21 protein-coding genes are annotated in these 23,335 nt (G+C 73.5%); 7 read left to right on the top strand and 14 right to left on the bottom strand.

Going from position 1 to position 23,335, the window contains the following annotated elements; translation table 11 throughout:
- Positions 1–7: 7 nt before the first annotated feature.
- The 4 genes from ACI8AG_RS07350 to ACI8AG_RS07335 are packed head-to-tail and all read right to left on the bottom strand — an operon-like array spanning position 8 to position 3,943.
- Entirely contained in the window at positions 8–361 is a 354-nt protein-coding gene (locus ACI8AG_RS07350; RefSeq protein ID WP_456590343.1) for a Rieske (2Fe-2S) protein, read from the bottom strand.
- 2 nt (positions 362–363) lie between these two features.
- Positions 364–1,680, bottom strand: coding sequence for a Fe-S cluster assembly protein SufD (gene sufD, locus ACI8AG_RS07345; RefSeq protein WP_456596490.1), 1,317 nt, complete (start codon positions 1,678–1,680; stop codon positions 364–366).
- Positions 1,680–3,122 (bottom strand): Fe-S cluster assembly protein SufB, encoded by a 1,443-nt coding sequence (gene sufB / locus ACI8AG_RS07340; protein WP_456590341.1) that lies wholly within the window; start codon positions 3,120–3,122, stop codon positions 1,680–1,682. The genes sufD and sufB overlap by 1 nt, the downstream gene beginning before the upstream one ends.
- Positions 3,119–3,943 (bottom strand): helix-turn-helix transcriptional regulator, encoded by an 825-nt coding sequence (locus ACI8AG_RS07335; protein WP_456596489.1) that lies wholly within the window; start codon positions 3,941–3,943, stop codon positions 3,119–3,121. The genes sufB and ACI8AG_RS07335 overlap by 4 nt, the downstream gene beginning before the upstream one ends.
- Before the next feature lie 217 nt (positions 3,944–4,160).
- Between ACI8AG_RS07335 and ACI8AG_RS07330 the strand changes: the two genes are divergently transcribed.
- Complete coding sequence (locus tag ACI8AG_RS07330) at positions 4,161–5,087, top strand: COX15/CtaA family protein (protein WP_456596488.1); 927 nt, start codon at positions 4,161–4,163, stop codon at positions 5,085–5,087.
- Between the two features lie 66 nt (positions 5,088–5,153).
- Here ACI8AG_RS07330 and ACI8AG_RS07325 read toward each other — a convergent pair whose 3' ends face one another.
- A complete protein-coding gene (locus ACI8AG_RS07325) occupies positions 5,154–5,438 on the bottom strand; it encodes a hypothetical protein (RefSeq protein WP_456596487.1) in 285 nt (94 codons plus the stop codon).
- 91 nt (positions 5,439–5,529) lie between these two features.
- On the bottom strand, positions 5,530–6,462 hold the full coding sequence (locus ACI8AG_RS07320; protein ID WP_456590337.1) for a heme o synthase: 933 nt from the start codon (positions 6,460–6,462) through the stop codon (positions 5,530–5,532).
- Between the two features lie 297 nt (positions 6,463–6,759).
- Here ACI8AG_RS07320 and tkt point away from each other — a divergent pair, with 297 nt between their 5' ends.
- The 6 genes from tkt to pgl all read left to right on the top strand — a co-directional run bounded on the left by tkt (position 6,760) and on the right by pgl (position 15,290).
- Positions 6,760–8,973, top strand: a complete 2,214-nt coding sequence (gene tkt, locus ACI8AG_RS07315; protein ID WP_456596486.1) for a transketolase — start codon at positions 6,760–6,762, stop codon at positions 8,971–8,973.
- A gap of 89 nt (positions 8,974–9,062) precedes the next feature.
- Positions 9,063–10,163 (top strand): transaldolase, encoded by a 1,101-nt coding sequence (gene tal / locus ACI8AG_RS07310; RefSeq protein ID WP_456596485.1) that lies wholly within the window; start codon positions 9,063–9,065, stop codon positions 10,161–10,163.
- A complete protein-coding gene (locus tag ACI8AG_RS07305) occupies positions 10,160–11,764 on the top strand; it encodes a glucose-6-phosphate isomerase (protein WP_456596484.1) in 1,605 nt (534 codons plus the stop codon). The genes tal and ACI8AG_RS07305 overlap by 4 nt, the downstream gene beginning before the upstream one ends.
- Positions 11,765–11,870: 106 nt before the next feature.
- Complete coding sequence (gene zwf, locus ACI8AG_RS07300) at positions 11,871–13,388, top strand: glucose-6-phosphate dehydrogenase (protein WP_456596483.1); 1,518 nt, start codon at positions 11,871–11,873, stop codon at positions 13,386–13,388.
- Positions 13,389–13,437: 49 nt separating this feature from the next.
- Positions 13,438–14,478: a glucose-6-phosphate dehydrogenase assembly protein OpcA gene (locus tag ACI8AG_RS07295; RefSeq protein ID WP_456590332.1), complete on the top strand. Its 1,041-nt coding sequence runs from the start codon at positions 13,438–13,440 to the stop codon at positions 14,476–14,478.
- A complete protein-coding gene (gene pgl / locus ACI8AG_RS07290) occupies positions 14,475–15,290 on the top strand; it encodes a 6-phosphogluconolactonase (protein ID WP_456596482.1) in 816 nt (271 codons plus the stop codon). The genes ACI8AG_RS07295 and pgl overlap by 4 nt, the downstream gene beginning before the upstream one ends.
- A 1-nt stretch (position 15,291) precedes the next feature.
- Here the strand turns inward: pgl and ACI8AG_RS07285 are convergent, their stop codons facing one another.
- The 8 genes from ACI8AG_RS07285 to ACI8AG_RS07250 form a co-directional block, all read right to left on the bottom strand.
- Positions 15,292–15,633 (bottom strand): RNA polymerase-binding protein RbpA, encoded by a 342-nt coding sequence (locus ACI8AG_RS07285; protein ID WP_456590330.1) that lies wholly within the window; start codon positions 15,631–15,633, stop codon positions 15,292–15,294.
- A 127-nt stretch (positions 15,634–15,760) separates the two neighbouring features.
- Positions 15,761–15,997 carry a preprotein translocase subunit SecG gene (secG, locus tag ACI8AG_RS07280; RefSeq protein WP_456590329.1) on the bottom strand — a complete coding sequence of 79 codons (237 nt, stop codon included), beginning with the start codon at positions 15,995–15,997 and terminating at the stop codon, positions 15,761–15,763.
- Positions 15,998–16,107: 110 nt separating this feature from the next.
- Entirely contained in the window at positions 16,108–17,859 is a 1,752-nt protein-coding gene (locus ACI8AG_RS07275) for an ABC transporter substrate-binding protein (protein ID WP_456596481.1), read from the bottom strand.
- Between the two features lie 71 nt (positions 17,860–17,930).
- Positions 17,931–18,740 carry a triose-phosphate isomerase gene (tpiA, locus tag ACI8AG_RS07270; RefSeq protein WP_456596480.1) on the bottom strand — a complete coding sequence of 270 codons (810 nt, stop codon included), beginning with the start codon at positions 18,738–18,740 and terminating at the stop codon, positions 17,931–17,933.
- A 1-nt stretch (position 18,741) separates the two neighbouring features.
- The gene (locus ACI8AG_RS07265) at positions 18,742–19,947 is read right to left on the bottom strand and encodes a phosphoglycerate kinase (protein WP_456596479.1); all 1,206 of its coding nucleotides are present in this window, start codon (positions 19,945–19,947) and stop codon (positions 18,742–18,744) included.
- Positions 19,947–20,951, bottom strand: a complete 1,005-nt coding sequence (gap, locus tag ACI8AG_RS07260; protein WP_456590325.1) for a type I glyceraldehyde-3-phosphate dehydrogenase — start codon at positions 20,949–20,951, stop codon at positions 19,947–19,949. Before gap ends, ACI8AG_RS07265 begins: the two co-directional genes overlap by 1 nt.
- 318 nt (positions 20,952–21,269) lie before the next feature.
- Complete coding sequence (gene whiA / locus ACI8AG_RS07255) at positions 21,270–22,244, bottom strand: DNA-binding protein WhiA (RefSeq protein ID WP_456590378.1); 975 nt, start codon at positions 22,242–22,244, stop codon at positions 21,270–21,272.
- A 140-nt stretch (positions 22,245–22,384) separates the two neighbouring features.
- Positions 22,385–23,317: a gluconeogenesis factor YvcK family protein gene (locus tag ACI8AG_RS07250; RefSeq protein WP_456596478.1), complete on the bottom strand. Its 933-nt coding sequence runs from the start codon at positions 23,315–23,317 to the stop codon at positions 22,385–22,387.
- Positions 23,318–23,335: the final 18 nt, after the last annotated feature.

Raw genomic sequence — 23,335 nt, 5'->3', positions numbered from 1 at the left:
CGCTCCTTCATTCACCGGCCGCGAGCGGGAGGCGGCCGTCGGCTTCGGTGTCGACGAGCACGTCCTCCCCCTCCACGCGGACGGGGTAGACGTCGACCGGCTCGGTGGCCGGCAGGTTGGTGGGTTCACCGGTGCGCAGGTCGAAGCACGACCCGTGCAGGAAGCACTCGATGGTGGGGGCGCCGTCGAAGGTCTCGACGTCCCCGTCGGTCAGGGGGACGTCGGCGTGCGAGCACCGGTCCTCCAGGGCGTAGAGCTGCCCCTCGAACCGGACGACGGCGACGTCGACGTCCGCGAGCTCGACCCGCAGGGAGCCGTTCTCGGGGACGTCGGCCAGCGCGCAGACCCGTTCGAACGCCATGGTCAGGCCACCTCGACCGGCTGCTCGTCGAGGCCGGGCAGGGCGCCGAGGCGCTCGTCGATCGACGCCATCAGCCGGTCCTGCAGGGCGTCGACGCCGATGCGCTGGACGACGTCGGCGAAGAAGCCGCGCACGACCAGGCGGCGGGCCGTCTCGGCCTCGATGCCGCGCGAGCACAGGTAGAACAGCTGCTCGTCGTCGAACCGGCCGGTGGCGCTGGCGTGGCCGGCGCCGACGATCTCGCCGGTCTCGATCTCCAGGTTCGGCACCGAGTCGGCGCGGGCGCCGTCGGTGAGCACGAGGTTCCGGTTGAGCTCGTAGGTCTCCGTGCCGGTGGCCGCGGGGCGGATGCGGACGTCGCCGATCCAGACCGTACGGGCGCCCTCGCCCTGCAACGCGCCCTTGTAGAGCACGTTGCTGGTGCAGTTCGGGACGGCGTGGTCGACCCAGAGGCGGTGCTCCTGGTGCTGGGTCTCGTCGGAGAAGTAGACGCCGAACAGCTCCGCGCTACCGCCGGGGCCGGCGTACTGCACGTTGCTGACCAGACGGACGAGGTCACCGCCGAGGGTGACCACGACCTGCGTGAAGGTGGCGTCGCGACCGACGACGGCGTCGTACTGGCCGCCGTGCACCGCGCCGGGCGCCCAGTCCTGCACGGAGACGAGCCGCACCTGCGCGCTGTCGCCGACGAGGACGGAGACGCCGCCCGCGTACTTCGCGAGGCCGCTGTGGTCGAGCACGATCGTCGCCGTGGCGAAGGCGCCCACCTCGATCACGAGGTGACCCCACACGACGTCCTCGGAGCCGGTGCCGGCGAGCCCCAGCGTGACCGGCCGATCCAGCTGCGCCTCCTTGGTCACCCGCACGACGGCGGCGCCGCCGCTGCGCTCCCGGGCGAGCGCGGCGAGCCGGTCCACCGGCTCGGGCAGGCCCTTGAGCAGCGGGTCGTCGGCCTCGACGCTGGTCAGCTCCACGCCCTCGGGCAGGTCGGTGGTCCAGGTCAGCTGCGCGTCGGACGGGGCGCCGTCCAGCAGCGGGCGGATCCGCTTCATGGGGGTGAAGCGCCACGTCTCCTCGCGGCCCGTGGGCACGCCGAAGGCGTCCGGGTCGGTGGAGGTGAACCGCTCGGCCGGTGAGCCGGTCGGGGCGGGCCCACCGTGCGAGTGCGCGCCCGGGTCCGCCTCCCCCGCGCTGCCGGTGTCGGCGGCCGGGGTGGTGGGCGGCCCGGCCTGGGCCCCCACGCCCGGAGCGAACAGCTCCGAGGCGAGGGTGCTCGGCTGGGTGGTGAGGTCGGTCGTGCCGGTGTTGGAGTCGGTCATCAGCCGACAGCACCTTCCATCTGCAGTTCGATGAGCCGGTTGAGCTCGAGGGCGTACTCCATGGGCAGTTCGCGGGCGATCGGCTCGACGAAGCCGCGCACCACCATCGCCATGGCCTCGTCCTCGGAGAGGCCGCGGCTCATCAGGTAGAAGAGCTGGTCCTCGCTGACCCGGGAGACGGTCGCCTCGTGCCCCATGGAGACGTCGTCCTCACGGACATCGACGTAGGGGTAGGTGTCCGAGCGGCTGATCGTGTCGACCAGCAGTGCGTCGCACTTGACCGTCGACTTGGAGCCGTACGCGCCCTCGTCGACCTGGACCAGGCCCCGGTAGGAGGTGCGGCCACCGCCACGGGCCACCGACTTCGACACGATGGTCGAGGAGGTGTGCGGCGCGGCGTGCACCATCTTGGCGCCCGCGTCCTGGTGCTGGCCCTCGCCGGCGAAGGCGATCGAGAGCACCTCGCCCTTGGCGTGCTCGCCGGTCATCCAGACGGCCGGGTACTTCATGGTCACCTTGGAGCCGAGGTTGCCGTCGACCCATTCCATGGTCGCGCCCTCGTGGGCCACGGCCCGCTTGGTGACCAGGTTGTAGACGTTGTTCGACCAGTTCTGGATGGTCGTGTACCGGCAGCGCGCGTTCTTCTTGACGATGATCTCGACCACCGCGGAGTGCAGCGAGTCCGACTTGTAGATCGGTGCGGTGCAGCCCTCGACGTAGTGCACGTAGGCGCCCTCGTCGACGATGATCAGCGTCCGCTCGAACTGGCCCATGTTCTCGGTGTTGATCCGGAAGTAGGCCTGCAGCGGGATCTCGACGTGCACGCCCTTCGGCACGTAGATGAACGAGCCGCCGGACCAGACCGCGGTGTTCAGCGCGGCGAACTTGTTGTCGCCGGAGGGGATCACCGAGCCGAAGTACTCCTGGAAGATCTCCGGGTGCTCCTTGAGCGCCGAGTCGGTGTCCAGGAAGAGCACGCCCTGGTCCTCCAGCTCCTTCTGGATCTGGTGGTAGACGACCTCGGACTCGTACTGCGCGGCGACGCCGGACACGAGGCGCTGCTTCTCCGCCTCGGGGATGCCGAGCTTGTCGTAGGTGTTCTTGATGTCGTCGGGCAGGTCCTCCCACGAGGCCGCCTGCGCCTCGGTGGAGCGCACGAAGTACTTGATGTTCTGGAAGTCGATCCCGGAGAGGTCCGACCCCCAGTCCGGCATCGGCTTGCGGCCGAAGAGCTTGAGGGCCTTGAGGCGGCGCTCGAGCATCCACTCGGGCTCGCTCTTGCGGGCGGAGATGTCGCGGACGACGTCCTCGTCGATGCCCCGGCGCGCGGACGCACCGGCGACGTCGGCGTCGGCCCAGCCGTACTCGTAGCGGCCGAGCTGCTCGATCTGCTCGTCCTGCGTCAGCTGCGTGGCCGTCGCCGGCTGCTGGGTGCTGGTCATGCGGGCGTCCTCTCCCGGTCGTTCGTGGGGGTGAAGCTGGTGGACGGTGCGGTGCGCGCGCGACGCGCGGCTGCACGCTCACCTGGTACAGGGCGTTCGGGGGCCGTTCTGTTCCCCGGACGCTGGGACCCCGGCCGTATCGGCCCGGGGATGTGGGTGGTGCAGACCCCGTCGCCGTGGGCGATCGTGGCCAGCCGCTGGACGTGCGTGCCGACCAGCCGGCCGATCACCGCCGTCTCGGCCTCGCAGAGCTGCGGGAACTCCGCCGCGACGTGCGCCACCGGGCAGTGGTGCTGGCAGAGCTGCCCACCTCCGGACAGCGCCGAGGCGGTGGCAGCGTAGCCCTCGGCCGTCAGGGCGGCGGCGAGCGCCTGGGCCCGGTCCACCGGCTCACCGGGGCGGGCGCTGACCGCCTGCTCGACCGCACTCCAGGCGCGTGCCTCCAGCCCGGCGAGCTGCTGCTCGGCGACCGCACGGACGGCGTCGGGACCACCCACATCCGCCACGTACCGCAGCGCGGTCAGCGCCAGGTCGTCGTAGGCGTGCGGGAAGGCCGAGCGGCCGGCGTCGGTGAGGTGGAAGCGGCGGGCCGGCCGCCCCCGGCCGCGGTGGGCGTCGCGCACCTGGCGCTCCTCGACCCGGCCGGTGGCGACCAGGGCGTCGAGGTGCCGGCGCACGGCCGCCGGTGAGACGCCGAGCCGGCCGGCGAGCTCGGTCGCCGTCTGCGGCCCGTGCTCGAGCAGCAGCCCGCTCACGCGGTCACGGGTGCGCCCGTCGTCGGCGGTCGCCGACGGCCGGGGGTGCGCCGCGATGGATTCCACAACACGAGTGTGTCCTATTTCAGGAGGCCTGCAAGCAAGGTCCACCTAAGAAGCGGCCCCTCCGGGACGGTTCGTGAGCAGCCTCACGCCCCCCGGCCCGCCCGCAGGGGCGCGACTCGGGGCGGGCGAGCGGCGGGGGCGGTGGCAGCGCTGCAGGGCGCCGCGGCGAGCTCGCGAGGCGCGGGGGGCAGCGGGGTCCTTCAACTAGCATCGGGGCGTGCCGGTCCTGCCCGCCTCCTTCTCGCCCACGACCATCTCGCGGGTCGCCTTCGCGAACGTCGTGGCCAACGGCGGGATCGTCCTCACGGGCGGCGTCGTCCGCCTCACCGGATCGGGGCTCGGCTGCCCGACCTGGCCGCGCTGCACCGACGACAGCTTCGTCACCACGCCCGAGATGGGCATCCACGGGGTGGTCGAGTTCGGCAACCGCCTGCTCACCTTCGTCCTGTCGGTGCTGGCCGTGGCCCTCGTCGTCGTGGTGTTCCGGTCGGCCCGCCGCGACCTGCGCGCCCTGGCCGTGACCGCGTTCCTGGGCATCCCAGCGCAGGGCGTCGTCGGCGGCATCACCGTGCTGACCGGGCTGAACCCGTGGACGGTCGCCGGGCACTTCCTCGTCTCCATGGGGCTGGTCGCGCTCACCACGGTGCTCTGGCTGCGGTCCCGCGAGCCGGGGGTCGGGCAGCCGCTGGTCGGGCGCCCGCTCCGGCTGCTCGTCGGCGCCGTCGCCGCGGCCACCGCACTGGTCCTGGTCATGGGCACGGTGGTCACCGGCAGCGGTCCGCACAGCGGCGACGCCGAGGCCGGTCGCACCGGGCTCGACGCGGAGCTGGTCAGCCACCTGCACGCCGACGCCGTCTTCCTGCTCATCGGGCTCACCGTCGCGTTGCTCGTCGCGCTGCACACGACCGACTCCCCCGGCCGGGTTCGGCGCGCCGCCCGTGACCTGGTGGTGGTCCAGCTCGCGCAGGGCGTGATCGGCTACGTCCAGTACTTCACCGACCTGCCGATCGTGCTGGTGCTGCTGCACATGCTGGGCGCGGTGCTGATCACCGCCTACACGGCCCGGCTGGTGTGGTCCGTGCGCGGCCCGGCCTCGGAGGCCCCGCTGACGGCCCCCCTCGAGCCGGCGGTCGCCACCCGCTGAACCGGCTGAGTGCGCCGATGAGCAGTTCTCGCGCCCGAGGCTGCTCGTCCGCGCACACCGCCGCGGTCAGTCGTGCCACACCAGAAGCACGGCGAGCGAGCCGTCGGCGGACTCCCAGCGGCGTCCGGTGACGGTCTCGGCGGCGCTCCGCGCATCGGCCCACGCCGGCCACGCGTCCTCCTCGTCGTGCCACACGAGCCTGCCGCCCGCGAGGTAGGTGACCACGGGCCACCCCGCCTGGATCAGGCCCTCGATCTCGACCGCCTCGATGCGGCCGCCACGGGCCGAGTACGTGCGGCCGTCCGCCCCCACGAACCGGCCCATCCGCACGTTCGCGAGGTCTTGGCGCACGGGGGCACGGTAGCGCTCCCGCCGTTCCGGGACGGCCGCCCTCCGGGGGCCCGCGCCGAGCGTGCGAGGCGTGGGGGCGAGGGCGGTCCTTCTAGACGAAGACGTCGACGATGATCGCGACCGACAGCAGCGCCATGTAGGAGATCGAGATGTGGAACAGCTGCATCGGTCGGGTCTCCACCCCTCGCTGGATGCGGGAGAGCAGCCGGTGCGCCTCGACCACGAACCAGGCGCCGAGGGCGGCGGCGGTCAGCGTGTAGATCCAGCCGATGCCGTACTCGGCACCGAGCGGGGCGAGCAGCAGCGAGACCGCCACGGTCAGCCAGGTCCAGACGACGGTCTGCCGGCCGACGGAGAGCTCCGAGGCGACGACGGGGAGCATCGGGACGTCGGCGCGCGCGTAGTCCTCGCGGAACCGCATGGCCAACGCCCAGAAGTGCGGCAGCTGCCAGCAGAAGACGACGCCGAAGAAGATCCAGGCCGGCCAGTCCAGGGAACCGGTGACGGCGGCCCAGCCGATGAGCACCGGCGCGGCCCCGGGCACCCCGCCGAACAGCGTGCTGTGCCGCGTGCGCCGCTTGAGCACCGCGGTGTAGATGACCGCGTAGTAGAAGATCGCCCCCGCGGCGAGGGCCGCGGCCAGCGGCGTCGTGGTGAGGGCCAGCAGGACGATCGCCAGCACCGACAGGACGACGCCGAAGACGAACGCGTTGCGCGGGCTCACCTCGCCGGTCACCAGGGCCCGGCGCTCGGTCCGGCGCATCAGCCGGTCGATGTCGCGGTCGTACCAGCAGTTGAAGACGTTGGCCGCGCCGGCGGCGAGCGTGCCGCCGACCATCGTCGCGGCCAGCAGGCCCCACGACGGCCACCCGCCCGCCGCCAGGATCATCGCCGGCAGCGTCGTGATCAGCAGCAGCTCGATGATGCGGGGCTTGGTCAGCCCCACGTACGCGCCCAGCCGGGCGCGCAGGCGGGTGGAGCGGCGGGCAGCGGAGGCGGGAGGGCGCTCGGACAGCGCCGTCACCGGGTGCCCTCGTGCGCGGTCGCGCGCGGGCAGCAGGGCACCACGGGATCCCTTCGAACCTGGAGGCGTAACTCCCCCACTGTAGCCCCGGCCGGTTCACGGGCCGCCGCGCGGCGCGACCTCGGATGACTAGGGTTGATCACGTTGCTGCCGCCGGTGCAGCGGGTAGGGGCGACGCGACGACGTCGTCACGCCCCCTGACCCACCGGCCCGGGGGGACGCCCCTGGGCGACCCACCGGCGGCCGGCCGCTCGCCCGGGCACGACGTCAGGCCTACCTCGAGGGAGAACCGACCAGATGGACACGCGCAGCACCGGACCGGAAGCCCCCGCCGAGGCCGCGACCGACGCGCCCACCGGCAGCCCGTCGCAGCCGCAGCCGACCCTCCCCCAGGACTTCGGGGATCTCGACCGCCGCGCCATCGACACCGCGCGCGTGCTGGCGATGGACGCCGTCCAGAAGGTCGGTAACGGCCACCCGGGCACCGCCATGAGCATGGCCCCGACGGCCTACCTGCTCTTCCACAAGTGGCTGCGGCACGACCCCAGCGACCCGAACTGGGTCGCCCGCGACCGGTTCGTCCTGTCCATGGGGCACTCCAGCCTGACGCTGTACGTGCAGCTGTTCCTCTCCGGCTACGGCCTGGAGATCGACGACCTCAAGGCGCTGCGCACCTGGGGCTCGAAGACCCCCGGCCACCCCGAGGTCAACCACACCCCGGGCGTCGAGACCACGACCGGCCCGCTGGGCCAGGGTGTCGGCAACGCGGTCGGCATGGCGATGGCCGCCCGCCGGGAGCGCGGGATGCTCGACCCGGACGCCCCCGAGGGCGAGAGCCTCTTCGACCACCACATCTGGTGCTTCGCCTCCGACGGCGACATGGAGGAGGGCGTCAGCGGCGAGGCGTCGTCGCTGGCCGGCACGCAGCGGCTGGGCAACCTGACCCTCGTCTACGACGACAACAAGATCTCCATCGAGGACGACACGACCGTCGCCTTCACCGAGGACGTCGGCAAGCGCTACGAGGCCTACGGCTGGCACGTGCAGCACGTCGACGACGGTGAGGACCTCGCCGCCGTCGACGCCGCCTTCGCCGCGGCCAAGGCCGAGACCGGTCGCCCCTCCCTCATCGTGCTGCGGACGGTCATCGCCTGGCCGGCCCCCACCAAGCAGAACACCGGCGCCTCGCACGGCTCGGCGCTCGGCGACGACGAGGTGCGCGCGACCAAGGAGATCCTCGGCTTCGACCCCGAGCGGACCTTCCAGGTCGACGACGACGTCCTCGCCCACGCCCGGTCCGTCGTGGAGAAGGGCCGCGCGGCCCGCGCCGAGTGGGACGAGCGGTTCACCGCGTGGGAGAAGGCCAACCCCGAGGGCGCCGCCCTGCTGGCCCGGATGCGCGAGCGCCGGCTGCCCGAGGGCTGGGCCGAGGACCTGCCCGCCTTCCCCGCCGACGAGAAGGGCGTGGCCACCCGCAAGGCGTCGGGGAAGGTGCTGGCCGCGCTCTACCCACGGCTGCCCGAGCTCTGGGGCGGCTCGGCCGACCTCGCCGAGAGCAACAACACCGCGGTGGAGGGCGAGCCGTCGTTCCTGCCCGCCGACCGGCAGACCAAGATGTGGTCCGGCGGTCCCTTCGGCCGCACGATCCACTTCGGCGTCCGCGAGCACGCCATGGGCGCGATCATGAACGGCATCGCCCTGCACGGCGGCACCCGCGTGTACGGCGGCACGTTCCTCACCTTCTCCGACTACATGCGCGGCGCGGTCCGGCTGGCCGCGCTCATGCAGCTGCCGGTCACCTACGTCTGGACCCACGACTCGATCGGCCTCGGCGAGGACGGCCCCACCCACCAGCCGATCGAGCACTTCGCCGCGCTGCGTGCCATCCCCGGCCTCGACGTCGTCCGCCCCGCGGACGCCAACGAGGTCACCGCCGCCTGGCGGACGATCCTGGAGAACAACGACCGGCCGGCCGGGCTGCTGCTGTCCCGGCAGAACCTGCCGGTGTTCGACCGCGAGCGGTTCGGCTCGGCCGACGGCGTCGCCCGCGGCGCCTACGTGCTGGCCGAGGCCTCGACCGGCAGCCCCGACGTGATCCTGCTCGGCACCGGGTCCGAGGTGCAGATCGCCATGGCCGCCCGCGACCGCCTGGAGGCCGACGGCGTCCCGACCCGGGTCGTCTCCGTGCCGTGCGTCGAGTGGTTCGCCGACCAGGACCAGGCCTACAAGGACGAGGTGCTCCCCCCGACGGTCCGCGCCCGGGTGAGCGTCGAGGCGGGCGTGCCGATGGGCTGGCGCGAGTTCGTCGGCGACGCCGGCCGGATCGTCGGGCTCACCCACTACGGCGCCAGCGCCGCGTACACCGTCCTGTACGAGCAGTTCGGCCTGACCGACGAGGCCGTGGTCGCCGCCGCCCGCGAGAGCCTCGAGGCCGCCCGCTCCGGCGCCACCGTCCCGGCCGGTCCGGTCGCCGCCACGGGCGGGCTCCCCCAGGCCACCGGCGACCGCTGAGAAAGGACCTCGCTGCCCCCACCACCCACAGGCTCGCGGCGGGTCCCTGCAGCGAGGCCGCTCCAGTCCCTTCCTGAAAGGCACCTGACATGGCACAGAACCAGAACCTGGCCGAGCTGTCGTCCGCGGGGGTCGCCGTCTGGCTCGACGACCTCTCGCGTGACCGCATCCGCAGCGGCAACCTTCAGTCGCTGGTCGACGAGCACAGCGTCGTGGGCGTCACCACGAACCCGACCATCTTCGCGGCGGCGATCAGCGGGTCGGACTCCTACGACGACCAACTGCACGCGCTCGCCGTCCGCGAGGTCAGCGTCGAGGAGGCGCTGCGGACGATCACCGCCGCCGACGTCCGGGACGCCTGCGACCTGCTCCGCCCGATCGCCGACCGGCAGCCGGGCGACGGCCGGGTCTCCCTCGAGGTGGCCCCCGGCCTGGCGCACGACACCGACGCCACCGCCGCCGAGGCCGCCCACCTGTGGTGGCTGGTCGACCGGCCCAACCTCTACATCAAGATCCCGGCGACCGAGGCCGGCCTGCCCGCGATCACCGAGACGATCGCCAACGGCATCAGCGTCAACGTCACGCTCATCTTCAGCCTGGAGCGCTACCGCGCCGTGATGGACGCCTACCTCGCGGGCCTGGAGAAGCGGGTGGCCGAGGGCGGATCGCTCGAGGGCATCGCGTCGGTGGCGTCGTTCTTCGTGTCCCGGGTGGACAGCGAGATCGACAAGCGCCTCGACGCGGCCGGCGCCGACGCCTCGCTCAAGGGCAAGGCCGGCATCGCCAACGCGCAGCTGGCCTACCAGGCCTACGAGGAGGTGTTCTCCTCCGACCGCTGGCGGGCCCTCGAGGCACAGGGCGCGGCTCGGCAGCGGCCGCTGTGGGCCTCGACCGGAGTCAAGAACCCCGACTACTCCGACACGATGTACGTCAGCGAGCTCATCGCGCCGGGCACGGTCAACACCATGCCGGAGAAGACGATGATGGCCTACGCGGACCACGGCGCCCCCGGGACGCCCGTGCAGAAGGCCTACGACGACGCGGCGGGGGTCATGCAGGCGGTGCGCGACGCCGGCGTGGACCTCGACGACGTCTTCCGCGTGCTCGAGGACGAGGGCGTGCAGAAGTTCGTCGACTCCTGGGACGAGCTCACCGACTCGGTACGAAGCGAGCTCGAGGACAAGAAGTGACCCTGGCGGTCAGCTGCACGGGGTTGGAGATCCCCGGCGCTCTCCGCCGGCAACTGGACGAGGACGACGTCGCCGCCCGGCTGGTCCGCAAGGACCCGACGCTGTGGGGCCCCGACGCGGAGAGCGAGGCCGCGGTCCGGCTCGGCTGGATCGACCTGCCGGCCACCTCCCGGTCGCTGCTCACCGCGCTGGCCGAGCTGCGCACCCAGCTGGTCGCCGAGGGGCTGGACCGCATCGTGCTCTGCGGCATGGGTGGCTCGTCGCTGGCCCCGGAGGTGATCTGCCGGACGGCGGGCGTGCCGCTGGTCGTCCTGGACTCCACCGATCCCGGTCAGGTGGCCGCCGCCATGACCGAACTGGAGCGCACCGTCGTGGTGGTCAGCTCCAAGTCCGGCGGAACGCTGGAGACCGACAGCCAGCGGCGGGCGTTCGCAGCCGCGTTCGCCCGTGCTGGTCTGGACGAGAGCCAGATCGGCGCGCGGTTCGTCGTCGTCACCGATCCCGGGTCCCCCCTGGCGGAGGCGGCCGCCGCCATGGGGGCCCGCGCGGTGTTCCTCGCCGACCCCACCGTCGGTGGCCGGTACAGCGCGCTCTCCGCCTTCGGACTGGTGCCCGCCGCCCTCGCCGGTGCCGACGTCGCCGCGCTGATCGACGACGCGGCGCAGCTGGCCCAGCAGCTCGCCGCCCCGCGCAACCCGGCCATGGAACTGGGGATCGTGCTGGCCGCGGCGTTCGGCGCCGGGCGCGACAAGCTGGCCCTCGCCGACGCCGGCGTCCCCCCGATCGAGGGCTTCGGCGACTGGGCCGAGCAGCTCATCGCCGAGTCGACGGGCAAGGAGGGCCGCGGGATCCTCCCCGTCGTCCTCGAGCGGCCGGAGGCGTCCGCCAGCTCGGCCCCCGACGTCCTGCTGGGCCTGGTGGGAGCCGACGCCCCCGGCCCGGGGCCGGCGCTCGGCGTCACCGGGCCGCTCGGCGCGCAATTCCTCGGCTGGGAGTACGCGACCGCGGTCGCCGGCCGGGTGCTGGGGATCAACCCCTTCGACCAGCCGAACGTGACCGAGAGCAAGGAGAACACCTCCGTGCTCCTCGCCGCCGGGCTGCCCGACGAGCAGCCGGCGGCGACGATCGGCGCGGTGGAGATCCGCGGGACCGCCTCGGTCCTCGACGGGGTCGACCTCTCCTCGCTCGACGGTCTCTCGCTGACCCTCGACGCGCTGCTGGCCGCCGTCCAGCCCCGCGGGTACCTCGCCGTCATGGCATACCTCGACCGGCACCGGGACGCGCGCGCCGCCGAGGTGCGCAGGTCGCTGGCGAGCCGGACCGAGCAGGTGGTGACCTTCGGGTGGGGCCCCCGCTTCCTGCACTCGACCGGCCAGTACCACAAGGGCGGTCCTCCGGTCGGCGTCTTCCTGCAGCTCACCGGGGCACTCGGCGAGGACCTCCCGGTGCCGGACCGCCCGTACACCTTCGGCATGCTGCAGGCGGCGCAGGCAGCCGGCGACCGCAAGGCGCTCGCCGATCGTGGCCGCCCGCTGCTCCACCTGCACCTCACCGACCGCGAGGCCGGCATCGACCAGCTGCTCACCGCGCTGGGCTGCTGATCTGGGGCACCGACCAGCGAGCCGCCCCTCGATCCGCGCCCGACCCACTCCGCCGCCCGGTCCGACACGCCGGACGACGGGTCCCCCCCGACCACGAGGACGGACGATGATCCCCAACCCGCTGCGCGACCCGCGGGACCGCCGGCTGCCCCGCGTGCCCGAACCCTGCGCCCTGGTCGTCTTCGGCATCACCGGCGACCTCGCGCGCAAGAAGCTGCTCCCCGCCGTCTACGACCTGGCCAACCGCGGCCTGCTGCCCACGAACTTCGCCCTGCTCGGCTTCGCCCGCCGCGACTGGGGCGACACCGAGTTCGCCGAGCTGGCCCGGGAAGCGGCCCGGCGCAACGCCCGCACGCCCTGGCGCGAGGAGGTCTGGGAGCGCCTGGCCGGCACGGTCCGCTTCGTCCAGGGCAGCTTCGACGACGACAACGCCTTCGACGAGCTGGCCGAGCACCTTGACGAGCTGGAGGGCAGCCACGGCATCGGTGGCAACGCGGCGTTCTACCTGTCGATCCCGCCCGCGATGTTTCCCATCGTGCTGAAGCAGATGCAGCGCACGGGCATGGCCGAGAGCACGTCCGAGCGCTGGCGCCGGGTCGTGGTCGAGAAGCCGTTCGGGACCGACCTGGAGTCCAGCCGGGAGCTCAACGCGCTGGTGGACTCGGTCTTCACGGCGGACGACGTCTTCCGCATCGACCACTACCTGGGCAAGGAGACCGTCCAGAACCTGATGGCGCTGCGGTTCGCCAACAGCCTCTTCGAGCCCGTGTGGAACGGCCACCACGTCGACTCGGTGCAGATCACCATGGCGGAGGACGTGGGGATCGGCGGACGGGCCGGGTTCTACGAGAAGACCGGTGCGGCGCGGGACGTGCTGCAGAACCACCTGCTGCAGCTGCTGGCGCTGACCGCGATGGAGGAGCCGGTCGAGTTCTCCGCCGAGGAGATCCGCACCGAGAAGCTCAAGGTGCTGCGGGCGATCTCGCTGCCCGAGGACCTGCGCACGTTCGCGGTCCGCGGGCAGTACCAGCAGGGGTGGCTGGCCGGCCAGCGCGCCCGGGCCTACCGGCAGGAGGACGGCGTCGACCCCGGATCGACCACCGAGACCTACGCGGCGGTGCGGCTGGGCGTGGAGACCCGGCGCTGGGCCGGGGTGCCGTTCTACCTGCGCACCGGCAAGCGGCTCCCGCGCCGGGTCACCGAGATCGCGCTGGTGTTCAAGCGGGCACCGCACCTGCCGTTCGCCGAGACCGACACCGAGGAGCTGGGCAACAACCAGTTGGTCGTGCGGGTGCAGCCCGACGAAGGGGTCACCCTCAAGTTCGGCTCGAAGGTCCCCGGGAGCGTGATGGAGGTCCGGGACGTGTCCATGGACTTCCTGTACGGCGAGCAGTTCACCGAGAGCAGCCCCGAGGCCTACGAGCGGCTGCTCCTCGACGTCCTGCTCGGCGACGCCACCCTCTTCCCCCGCAACGCGGAGGTGGAGGCGTCCTGGGCGGTCATCGACCCGTTGCAGGAGTTCTGGCAGGGCAGCGACCCCTATCCCTACCGGGCGGGCGAGTGGGGCCCGCGGGCCGCCGACGAGATGCTCGCGGCCGAGGGCCGCCGCTGGCGGCGACCGTGACCGGCCCGCGCACCGACAGCCAGCACCCGACGCGAGCGGAGGAGACCCCGTGACGACCCTCTGGGACACCACCGGATCCGCGGTGGTGAAGGAACTGGCCGCCCAGCGGCGCACCGGCGGTGCGGTCCTGTCCGGCGTCGCGCTGACGCTGGTCGTCGTCGCCGACGAGAGCCGGGTGACCGAGGCGGAGGAGGCGGCGACGCACGCCGCCGAGCTGCACCCCTGCCGGCTGCTCATCGTGGTGCGCCGGCAGATCGACGCCCCCGGCCCGCGACTGGACGCCGAGGTCCTCATCGGCGGCCGCCTGGGCCCCGGCGAGGCGGTGGTGATGCGCATGTACGGGCGGCTCGCCCTGCACGCCGAGTCGGTCGTGCTCCCGCTGCTGGCGGCCGACGCCCCGGTGGTCACCTGGTGGCACGAAGCACCGCCGGAGCGGATCGCCACCGACGCCCTCGGGGTCTTCGCCGACCGCCGGATCACCGACACCTCGCTCGCCGAGGACCCCTTGGCGGCCCTCCGGGTCCGGGCGGAGGACTACGCCCCCGGTGACTCCGACCTGGCGTGGACCCGCAGCACCGCCTGGCGCGCGGCGCTCGCCTCGACGCTGGACTCCGTGTCCGGCCGGCGCGGCGGCGCGGTCCACCTGCAGGGCGGCACGATCGAGGGCGACCCGCACAACGCCACCACCCGGTTGCTGGCGGGGTGGCTCTCCTCCCGTGGCGGCTGCCCGATCGACGTCACCACCGCCGAGCGCCGCACCGGACCGAGCGGCGTCGAGGCCATCACCCTGCAGCTCGACCAGGACGAGGAGGTGCGGATCCGCGCCGACCACCGCGGCGGCGCGGTGATCACCCAGCCCTACCGGCCCGACTCGAGCGTGGCCCTCCCCGATCGGCCGCTCGGGGACCTGCTCAGCGAGGAGCTGCACCGGCTGGATCCCGACGAGCCCTACAGCGATGCGCTGGAGGCGGCGACCGGCCTCACGGGGCTGTCGGACCGTGCACCGGTCCGGAAGCACGTGTGGTTTGACCCCGCTGCCCCGGACGGGTCCCCCGTCCGGGAAGGCGCCACGGAAGGAGGAACCGGATGAGCCTGTCCCCTGGGGACCGGGTGTCCGCCGAGCTGGCGGACGGCGACCGGCCCGTGCCCGCCGTCGTGATCGAGCCGGACGCCGACCGGCTGGCCCGCGCGGTCGCCGAGGCGCTCGTCGCCCGGCTCGCCGCCGCCCAGGCCGTGCACGGCACGGCGTCGGTCGTGCTGACCGGCGGCGGCATCGGCATCGCCGTGCTGGAACGGGTCGCCGGACTCGCGGCGGAGCCGGTGCGGGAGGTCGTGGACTGGACCGCCGTCGACGTGTGGTGGGGCGACGAGCGCTTCGTCCCCGCCGACGACGACGAGCGCAACGAGAAGCAGGCCCGCGCGGCGCTGCTGGACCGCGTCCCCGTCCCCGCGGAACGGGTGCACGCGATGCCGGCGTCCGACTCCGGGTGTGGATCGCCCGAGGAGGCCGCCGCGGCCTACCTGACGGAGCTGCGGGGCCACGCCGGGGAGGGCCGGGACCTGCCGCGCTTCGACGTGCTGCTGCTCGGCATGGGGCCCGAAGGTCACACGGCGTCGATCTTCCCGGACTCCCCCGCGGCCCGGGACGCCCGGCCGGTGCTCGCCGTGCACGACTGCCCCAAGCCGCCGCCCACGCGCGTCAGCCTCGGCTTTCCGGCGATCAACAGCGCCGAGGAGGTCTGGCTGCTCGTCGCGGGCGAGGGCAAGGCCGAGGCCGTGGCGGCGGCGCTGAACGGCGCCGACCCGGTCGACCTCCCCGCGGCAGGGGTCCACGGCACCCGGGCGACGCGCTGGCTGCTCGACGCCGATGCCGCCTCACGCCTGCCCCGGCCCGCCGGCTGAGTCAGCCCCCGCGACGCACGCGGAGCCGGTGCAACGCCTCCTCGAGCAGGGCGTCGCCGTCGGCGTCGCTGCGCCGTTCCCGCACGTACGCCAGGTGCGTCTTGTAGGGCTCGATCCGGGGCGCCGGCGGCGGGGCGGTGCGGTCCTGCCCGGCCGGCAGCCCGCAGCGCGGGCAGTCCCACAGCTCGGGCACCTCGGCCTCGCTCGCGAGCACCACGCGGGTCTCGTGCCCGTTGGCGCACCAGAAGGGGATCCGGCGCCGGGGCGCGGACTCGCCGCGTTCCACCTCGCCGACCGGACCCGCCCCGACCCGGGTGCCCCGGATCGCATTCCCACCAGCCACGTGTGCCCCCTGATCGTCGGTCCGGGTCGCGGCGACGCCGACCACCGCGGGGGAAGTCTAGGGCTTGACGGGGCGCTTCCCGGTCACGATTGCGTGCCGGTTGTGATTCAGCGCACGAGGCGTGCGGTCAGGGGTTGACCTTGATCAGGATGCCCAGTGCCACGATGCAGACGGTCCAGATGAGGGCGGTGAGCACGGTCAGCCGGTTGAGGTTCTTCTCCACCACCGACGACCCGGACAGCGAGGAGGACACCGAGCCCCCGAACATCGAGGAGAGCCCGCCCCCCTTGCCGCGGTGCAGCAGGATCAGCACCACCAGCAGCAGGCTGCTGAGGACCAGCAGCACGTTGAGGAACAGCTCCATTGACCTCTCCGGAAGTATCGGCGACCGGCGACGGACGCCAGTTCTCGGTTCGAGCGTAGCCGACGGGGCCGGGTGGTCCGGTCAGCCCTGCCGGCGCCGACCCGCGGTTGTCATCGGACGCCTGCAGTGGCGACGTCGTAGCCGTCGTACGGCCGCATGACCAGGCCGTTGCGCAGCCGCTGCCCCGCCAGGAGCTGGATGCGCGTCTCGACCAGCGGGACGTAGGCGGCTCGAGCCAGCGCCGCCTCGGCCACCTCCGCCCACGCCACCTCCCCCGCCTTCGCCCGGTCGACCAGGGCGTTGACCTCCGGGTCGTCCAGCCGGGCGTGATTGGGATTGCCCACCCGGGCGATGCTGCGCCCGTCGACGAGGGGGACGAGGAAGGACCCGGCCGTCGGGAAGTCCGCGGTCCGGGTGGCCAGCACGAGCCCGTACCCGCTGCGGGCCACGTTGTCCGGGTTGCCGACGTCGGTCGCGTAGAAGGTCGCCGGGTCCAGCGGGCGGACCTCGACGTCGATCCCGATCTCGCCCAACTGGCCGGCGATCTCCTCGGCGACGTCGACGCTGCTGCGCACGTCGGGCACGGCGAGGACGGTGGCGAACCCGTCGGGCTGCCCGCACTCGGCCAGGGCGGCCCGGGCGGCATCCAGGTCCGGGCCGTCGTCGCCCCCTCCCGGCCCGTCCGGCAGCGCCCGTGGCCACAGCTGGTTGCTGAGCACCGCGTCGACGGCACCGCCGAGTGCGGACTGGACGGCACGCCGGTCGATGGCCGCGGCGACGGCGGCCCGGCAGGCGGCGTCGTCCATCGGCGCGACGTCGGTGGGCAGCGCGAGCAGACGCACGGCGCCGGTGGTGACGTCGTCGACCCGGTCCAGCAGCTGCTCGCCGTCGTCCCCGGCGAGGCGGGCCGTCGTCGCGGGCATCACCCCGGTGCCCGAGATGTCGATGTCGGCGGAGCCGGCGAGCAGCGCCTGGTCCCGCGCCAGCCCCGAGAGGTCCGTGCGCACCACCACGCTCTCGGGCAGCGCCGTCCGCACCTGGTCGGTGGCCGGGTCCCACTCCGGGTTCCGCTCCAGCAGGATGCCCGTCTGCGGGTCGACCGAGGAGATGGCGTACGGCCCGGAGGACACCGGGTCGTCGCCGTACGCACCGCGGGTGTCGGCCTCCGCCGGTACCGGGCTGGCCGACGGCAGCGCCAGCACGTACGGCAGGTCAGGTTGCGGGGCGCGCAGCTGGAAGACGATCGTGCGGTCGTCGGGCGTCTCGATCGAGGTCAGGTCGGGGTCGTCCTCGTCGGTGGAGTACGGCCCCGGGTAGGGGTTGGCGGGGTCGTCCAGCAGGCCCACGAGGTAGGTGGGGCCCCCGACGATCACGTCGGAGGCGAACGAACGCTGGATGCCGTACTTCACGTCGGCGCTGGTGATGGGCCGGCCGTTCTCGAAGCGGACGCCCTCCTTGAGGGTGAAGGTCCAGCGCAACCCGTCCTCGGACACGGTGCCCAGGTCGGTGGCCAGGTCCGGGACGAGCTCGCCGATCTCCCCCGGCGCGCTGGCGAACGTGACGAGGGTGCGGGCGTACAGCCGCATGAGGTTCCACACCCCCGGCAGGTAGGAGCGCTGCGGGTCCAGGCTGTCGATGGCCGGGGCGACCACCCGGAGCGTGCCGCCGCGCTCGTCCGACGGCGACCGGACACCCTCGATGCCGGCGTCGGGTCCGTCGGCGAGCACCGGCACGTCGGCTCGGCCGCCCGCGCCACCCAGGCAGCTGACCGCGAGGACGGCGACCAGCAGGATCACCGCCGCGGCCGCGAGCAGGCGCCGCGGGGACCAGTCCCGGGCCCACGGCGGGAGCCGGTCGGTCACCCGCTCCAGCGTCGAAGGCTCCACCTGCTGCCCGCCCCCTTCCGTCTGCGGCCGGGGACGGGCAGCAGGGTTCAGCTACCGCCGGCGATCCGGCAGATCTGCGCGAACTCGTCGGCGTCCAGGCTGGCCCCACCGACGAGTGCGCCGTCGATGTCCGCCCCGGCCAGGATCCCGGCCGTGTTGGCGGCCTTCACCGACCCGCCGTAGAGGATACGGACGCCGGCGCCGGTCTCGGCGCCGAAGCGCTCGGCGAGCCGCGCCCGCAGGGCACCGCACACCTCCTGCGCGTCCTCCGGGGTGGCCACCTCGCCGGTGCCGATGGCCCACACCGGCTCGTAGGCGACCACGAGCCCGCCCACCTGCTCGGCGGTCAGGCCCTCGAGCGCGGCGTCCAGCTGCCGCGTGCAGTGCGCGACGTGGTCGCCGGCCTGTCGGACGTCGAGCCCCTCCCCCACGCACACGATCGGCACGAGCCCGTGACGCACCGCCGCCTGCACCTTGGCGGCCACCACGGCGTCGTCCTCCGCGTGCAGCGCCCGCCGCTCGGAGTGCCCCACGGTCACGTACGTGCAGGCGAGCGCAGCGAGCATGCCCCCGCTGACCTCACCGGTGTAGGCGCCGGCGTCGTGGGCGGAGAGGTCCTGGGCTCCGTAGCCGATCGCCAGCTTGTCGCCGGCCACCAGCGTCTGCACGCTGCGCAGGGCAGTGAAGGGCGGGAGGACGACGACCTCGGTGGCGTCGAGCTCCTTCTCCTTGAGGGAGAACACGACCTTCTGGACGAGCCCGATGGCCTCCAGGTGGGTCATGTGCATCTTCCAGTTGCCGGCGATGAGCGGCCGGCGGCCCTCGCGGGGCTGGGTGCGGCGGTCGTTGCGGGCCATCTCACTCCCCCGCTCGGTCGGCCAGCACGGCGAGGCCCGGGAGCTCCCGGCCCTCCAGGTACTCCAGCGACGCACCACCGCCGGTGCTGATGTGCCCGTAGGCGTCCTCGTCGAGGCCCAGCACCCGGACAGCGGCCGCCGAGTCCCCGCCGCCCACGACCGACAAGCCGGCGACGGCGGAAACCGCCTGGGCCACCCCGCGGGTGCCCGCCTGGAAGGGAGCCAGCTCGAAGACCCCCATCGGCCCGTTCCAGAACACCGTGCGGGCGTCGCCCAGGGTGGTCCCGAAGAGCTCCACGGTGCGCGGGCCGACGTCCAGGCCCATCTGGTCGTCCGGGATGGCGTCGACCGCCACGGTGGTCGTCGGGGCGTCCGCGCTGAACTCCGGCGCGCAGACGACGTCGACCGGGAGCACGATCCGGTCGCCGGCCTCGGCCAGCAGCCGGCGGCAGGTCTCGACCTGGTCGGTCTCCAGCAGCGACTTCCCGACCCCGTGCCCCTGCGCGGCCAGGAAGGTGAAGCACATCCCGCCGCCGACGAGCAGCCGGTCCACCTTGGGCAGGAGCGCCTCGATCACCGCCAGCTTGTCGCTGACCTTGGAGCCACCGAGCACGACGACGTACGGCCGCTCGGGCTCGGTCGTGAGCCGGGTGAGCACCTCGAGCTCGCGGGCGACCAGCCGCCCGGCGTAGCGCGGGAGCCGCTCGGCGACGTCGAAGACCGAGGCGTGCGCCCGGTGCACCGCGCCGAAGGCGTCGTCGACGTAGACGTCGGCCAGCGTGGCGAGCCGGTCGGCGAGCGCGCCCCGCTCGGCGGCGTCCTTGGCCGTCTCGGCGGCCTCGAAGCGGACGTTCTCCAGCAGCAGGACGTCGCCGTCGCCGAGGGCGGCGGCCTTGGCCTGCGCGTCCTCGCCGGCCACGTCGGACGCCAGCGGGACCGTCGTCCCGAGCAGCTCGCCCAGGCGGGCGGCGACCGGCCCGAGCGAGAACTGCGGGTCGGGCGCGCCCTTCGGGCGGCCGAGGTGGGCGGCCACGACCACCCGCGCCCCGGCCTCCCGCAGCGCCTGGAGCGTGGGCAGGCTGGCGCGGATCCGGCCGTCGTCGGTGATGACGCGGGTCTTCTTGTCCAGCGGGACGTTCAGGTCGGCGCGCAGGAGCACGCGCCGACCCGACACGCCTTCGGCGATGAGGTCGTCGACGGAGCGCATCAGAGGGACTTGCCCACCAGGGTGGTCAGGTCGACGAGGCGGTTGGAGTAGCCCCACTCGTTGTCGTACCAGCCGAGCACCTTGGCCATCGGCCCGAAGACCTTGGTGAGCTTGGCGTCGTAGATGCACGACGACGGGTCGGTGACGATGTCGGAGGAGACGATCGGCGCGTCCGTGTAGGTGAGGTACTTGCCGAGCGGGCCGGCGGCGGCCTCGCGGTAGGCGGCGTCGATCTCGTCGGCCGAGGCCTGCTTCGTCAGCTGGACGGTGAGGTCGGTCGCCGAGCCGGTGGGCACCGGGACGCGGATGGCGTAGCCGTCGAGCTTCCCCTTGAGCTCGGGCAGGACCAGGCCGATCGCCTTCGCCGCACCGGTGGAGGTGGGCACCATGTTGAGGGCGGCGGCGCGGGCGCGACGCAGGTCCTTGTGCGGGCCGTCCTGCAGGTTCTGGTCGGCGGTGTAGGCGTGGATGGTGGTCATCAGGCCGCGCTCGATGCCGAACGCGTCGTTGAGGACCTTGGCCAGCGGGGCCAGGCAGTTGGTGGTGCACGAGGCGTTGCTGATGATCGTCTGCGAGCCGTCGTACAGGTTGTCGTTGACGCCCATGACGATGGTGATGTCGTCGTCGGTGGCCGGCGCGGAGATGATGACCTTCTTGGCCCCACCGGCGTCGACGTGCTTGCGCGCGTCGGCGGCCTTGGTGAAGAAACCGGTGGACTCGACGACGACGTCGACGCCCAGGTCGCCCCACGGCAGGTTGGCCGGATCGCGCTCGGAGAGGACCTTCATGGTCTTCCCGCCGATCTTGATGCCCTCGCCGTCGGCGGCGACGTCCTCCTTGAGGACGCCCAGGATGCTGTCGTACTTCAGCAGGTGGGCGAGCGCCTCGTTGCTGGTGAGGTCGTTCACCGCCACGATCTCGATGTCCTGGCCGCTGGCGGCGGCGGCACGCCAGAAGTTACGGCCGATCCGGCCGAATCCGTTGATGCCTACCCGGACCGTCACTGCAGACCTCCCATGGGAACCGTCACGTTGGCTGCCGCGCGGACCGCGCGGCCTCGCTCCGTGCAGACCCTATCGGTCGCGGCGAGACGCGGCTCCCACTCGCCCCGTTCGAGCACCCGCCCCCTGTTGATCAGGTCACCTGATCATCAGGGGTCCTGGCTCAGTGTCGACGGTGAGCCAGGACCCCGTCAGGTGAGCCAAGAGGCCGAGAGGTGAGCCAGGACGTCGGGCCGGCGCCCGCACGTCGACCGGCCCTCCACCCCGAGGGCGACGGGCCGGTCGACGAAACGGTCGGGCAGTGCCGGGCGGGACGGGCCGCTACTGGGTCAGCATGTCGTCGGTGACGACCGACTCCGTGTCGGGGATGCCGAGATCCTTGGCCCGCTTGTCGGCCATGGCCAGCAGACGCCTGATGCGGCCGGCGACCGCGTCCTTGGTCATCGGCGGGTCGGCCCGCTGCCCGAGCTCCTCCAGCGAGGCCTGACCGAACTCCAGGCGGAGCCGGCCGGCGACGAGGAGGTGCTCCGGAGCGTCCTCCCCGAGGATCTGCAGGGCCCGCTCGACCCGGGCGCTGGCGGCGACGGCGGCCCGCGCCGAGCGGCGCAGGTTGGCGTCGTCGAAGTTGGCCAGGCGGTTGGCGGTGGCCCGGACCTCCCGGCGCATCCGCCGCTCCTCCCAGGCGAGCACCGCGTCGTGGGCGCCCATGCGGGTGAGCAGCGCGCTGATCGCGTCGCCGTCCCGGACGACGACCCGGTCGGCCCCGCGCACCTCGCGGGCCTTGGCGGCGATGCCCAGGCGGCGAGCGGCTCCGACGAGGGCCATCGCCGCCTCCGGGCCGGGGCAGGTGACCTCCAGCGAGGAGGAGCGGCCGGGCTCGGTCAGGGAACCGTGGGCGAGGAAGGCTCCGCGCCAGGCGGCCTCGGCGTCGTTGATGCTGCCGGACACGACCGCCGGGGGCAGGCCCCGGACCGGGCGTCCGCGCTGGTCGACCAGGCCGGTCTGGCGGGCCAGACCTTCGCCGTGCTTGGCGATGCGGACCAGGTAGCGCACGCCGCGGCGGATGTTGCCGCCGGCGAGCACGCTCACCCCGCTGGTGTAGCCGTAGACCTCGCTGATGTCCCGCCGCAGCCGCCGGGCGACCGAGCCGGTGTCCAGCTCGGCCTCGATGACCACGCGACCACCGACGATGTGCAGGCCACCGGAGAACCGCAGCAGCGCGGTCACCTCGGCCTTGCGCTCGGAGGTCTTCGTGCACTCCACCCTGGAGAGCTCGTCCTTCACCATCGCGGTCATCGCCACGCCGTCCACCCCCACGTTCCCCCGGGGTTTGCCGCCCCCGCAGTCCGGGTCAGCGTCATCTACGCCGTCCCCTCTCCCCCTCGTGCCGGCCGGTCGACCGTCCACCTGGTACCCGCTCGCACACCGCTATTCGTTCACCGCAGCCCGACCACGGAGGCCAGCGCCGCGGACAGCCGCACCGGGTCGTGCCGCGGCGCGCCGTCCGGCTCGGCGACCGGCGCCAGCAGCAGCTCCGCGCCGCACCCGCGGACCGCCTCAAGCAGACCACGGCGGTCAACCACCGATTCCACGTCCGCGATCACGGTGTGCAACGCCACTCCGTCCAGATGGGCCTGCAACACGGACAGGTGCTCCTCCGGGGAGAAGCCGTCCGTCTCGCCGGGCTGCGGTTCCAGGTTCAGCACCACCACCACCCGTGCCCGGGTCGCCGCCAGGGCGGCGCGGAGCCGGGGCACGAGCAGGTGCGGCAGCACGGAGGTGTACCAGGAGCCGGGCCCGAGCGAGACCACGTCCGCCGCGGCGATCGCCTCGAGCACCGCGGGGTGCACCACCGGGTCGGCCGGGGCGAGCCGGATCTCGCGGACCCGGCCCGGCGTCGCCGCGATCGCCACCTGCCCGCGGATGGTGCGCACGCGGGCCGGGTCGTCCGGGTCGGCGGTCTCCACCCGGGCAACCAGGTCCAGCGGCTCGTCGGCCATGGGCAGCACCCGGCCGGCGGCACCGACGAGCGAGCAGAGCTCGTCGAGGGCCCGGACGGTGTCACCGCCGAACATCTCCGTCAGCCCGGTCAGGAGCAGGTTGCCGACCGGGTGGCCGGCCAGGACACCGCTGCCACCGAAACGGTGCTGGAACAGCGTGGCGAGGGTCTGCTCGCGCTCGGCCTCACCCGCGAGCGCGGCCAGCGCCATGCGCAGGTCGCCGGGCGGCAGCACCGGCATCTCCCGCCGGATCCGCCCGGAGGAGCCGCCGTCGTCGGCCACCGTCACCACGGCGGTCAGCGCCGGGGTGATCCGGCGCCAGGCAGCCAGCGCAGCCGCCAGGCCGTGCCCGCCGCCGAAGGCGACCACCCGGGGCGCTCGTCCCGG

The organism is Blastococcus sp. SYSU DS0552, from assembly GCF_054050815.1.
The sequence above is the reverse complement of the archived record's forward strand: the minus strand, read 5'-3'. Positions and strand labels throughout refer to the sequence as shown.

Excerpts from the sequence above, each read along its gene's own strand:
- ACI8AG_RS07350 (WP_456590343.1), bottom strand. The coding sequence starts at position 361 with ATGGCGTTCGAACGGGTCTGCGCGCTGGCCGACGTCCCCGAGAACGGC.
- sufD (WP_456596490.1), bottom strand. The coding sequence starts at position 1,680 with ATGACCGACTCCAACACCGGCACGACCGACCTCACCACCCAGCCGAGC.
- sufB (WP_456590341.1), bottom strand. The coding sequence starts at position 3,122 with ATGACCAGCACCCAGCAGCCGGCGACGGCCACGCAGCTGACGCAGGAC.
- tkt (WP_456596486.1), top strand. The coding sequence starts at position 6,760 with ATGGACACGCGCAGCACCGGACCGGAAGCCCCCGCCGAGGCCGCGACC.
- tal (WP_456596485.1), top strand. The coding sequence starts at position 9,063 with ATGGCACAGAACCAGAACCTGGCCGAGCTGTCGTCCGCGGGGGTCGCC.
- zwf (WP_456596483.1), top strand. The coding sequence starts at position 11,871 with ATGATCCCCAACCCGCTGCGCGACCCGCGGGACCGCCGGCTGCCCCGC.
- pgl (WP_456596482.1), top strand. The coding sequence starts at position 14,475 with ATGAGCCTGTCCCCTGGGGACCGGGTGTCCGCCGAGCTGGCGGACGGC.
- secG (WP_456590329.1), bottom strand. The coding sequence starts at position 15,997 with ATGGAGCTGTTCCTCAACGTGCTGCTGGTCCTCAGCAGCCTGCTGCTG.
- tpiA (WP_456596480.1), bottom strand. The coding sequence starts at position 18,740 with ATGGCCCGCAACGACCGCCGCACCCAGCCCCGCGAGGGCCGCCGGCCG.
- ACI8AG_RS07265 (WP_456596479.1), bottom strand. The coding sequence starts at position 19,947 with ATGCGCTCCGTCGACGACCTCATCGCCGAAGGCGTGTCGGGTCGGCGC.
- whiA (WP_456590378.1), bottom strand. The coding sequence starts at position 22,244 with ATGACCGCGATGGTGAAGGACGAGCTCTCCAGGGTGGAGTGCACGAAG.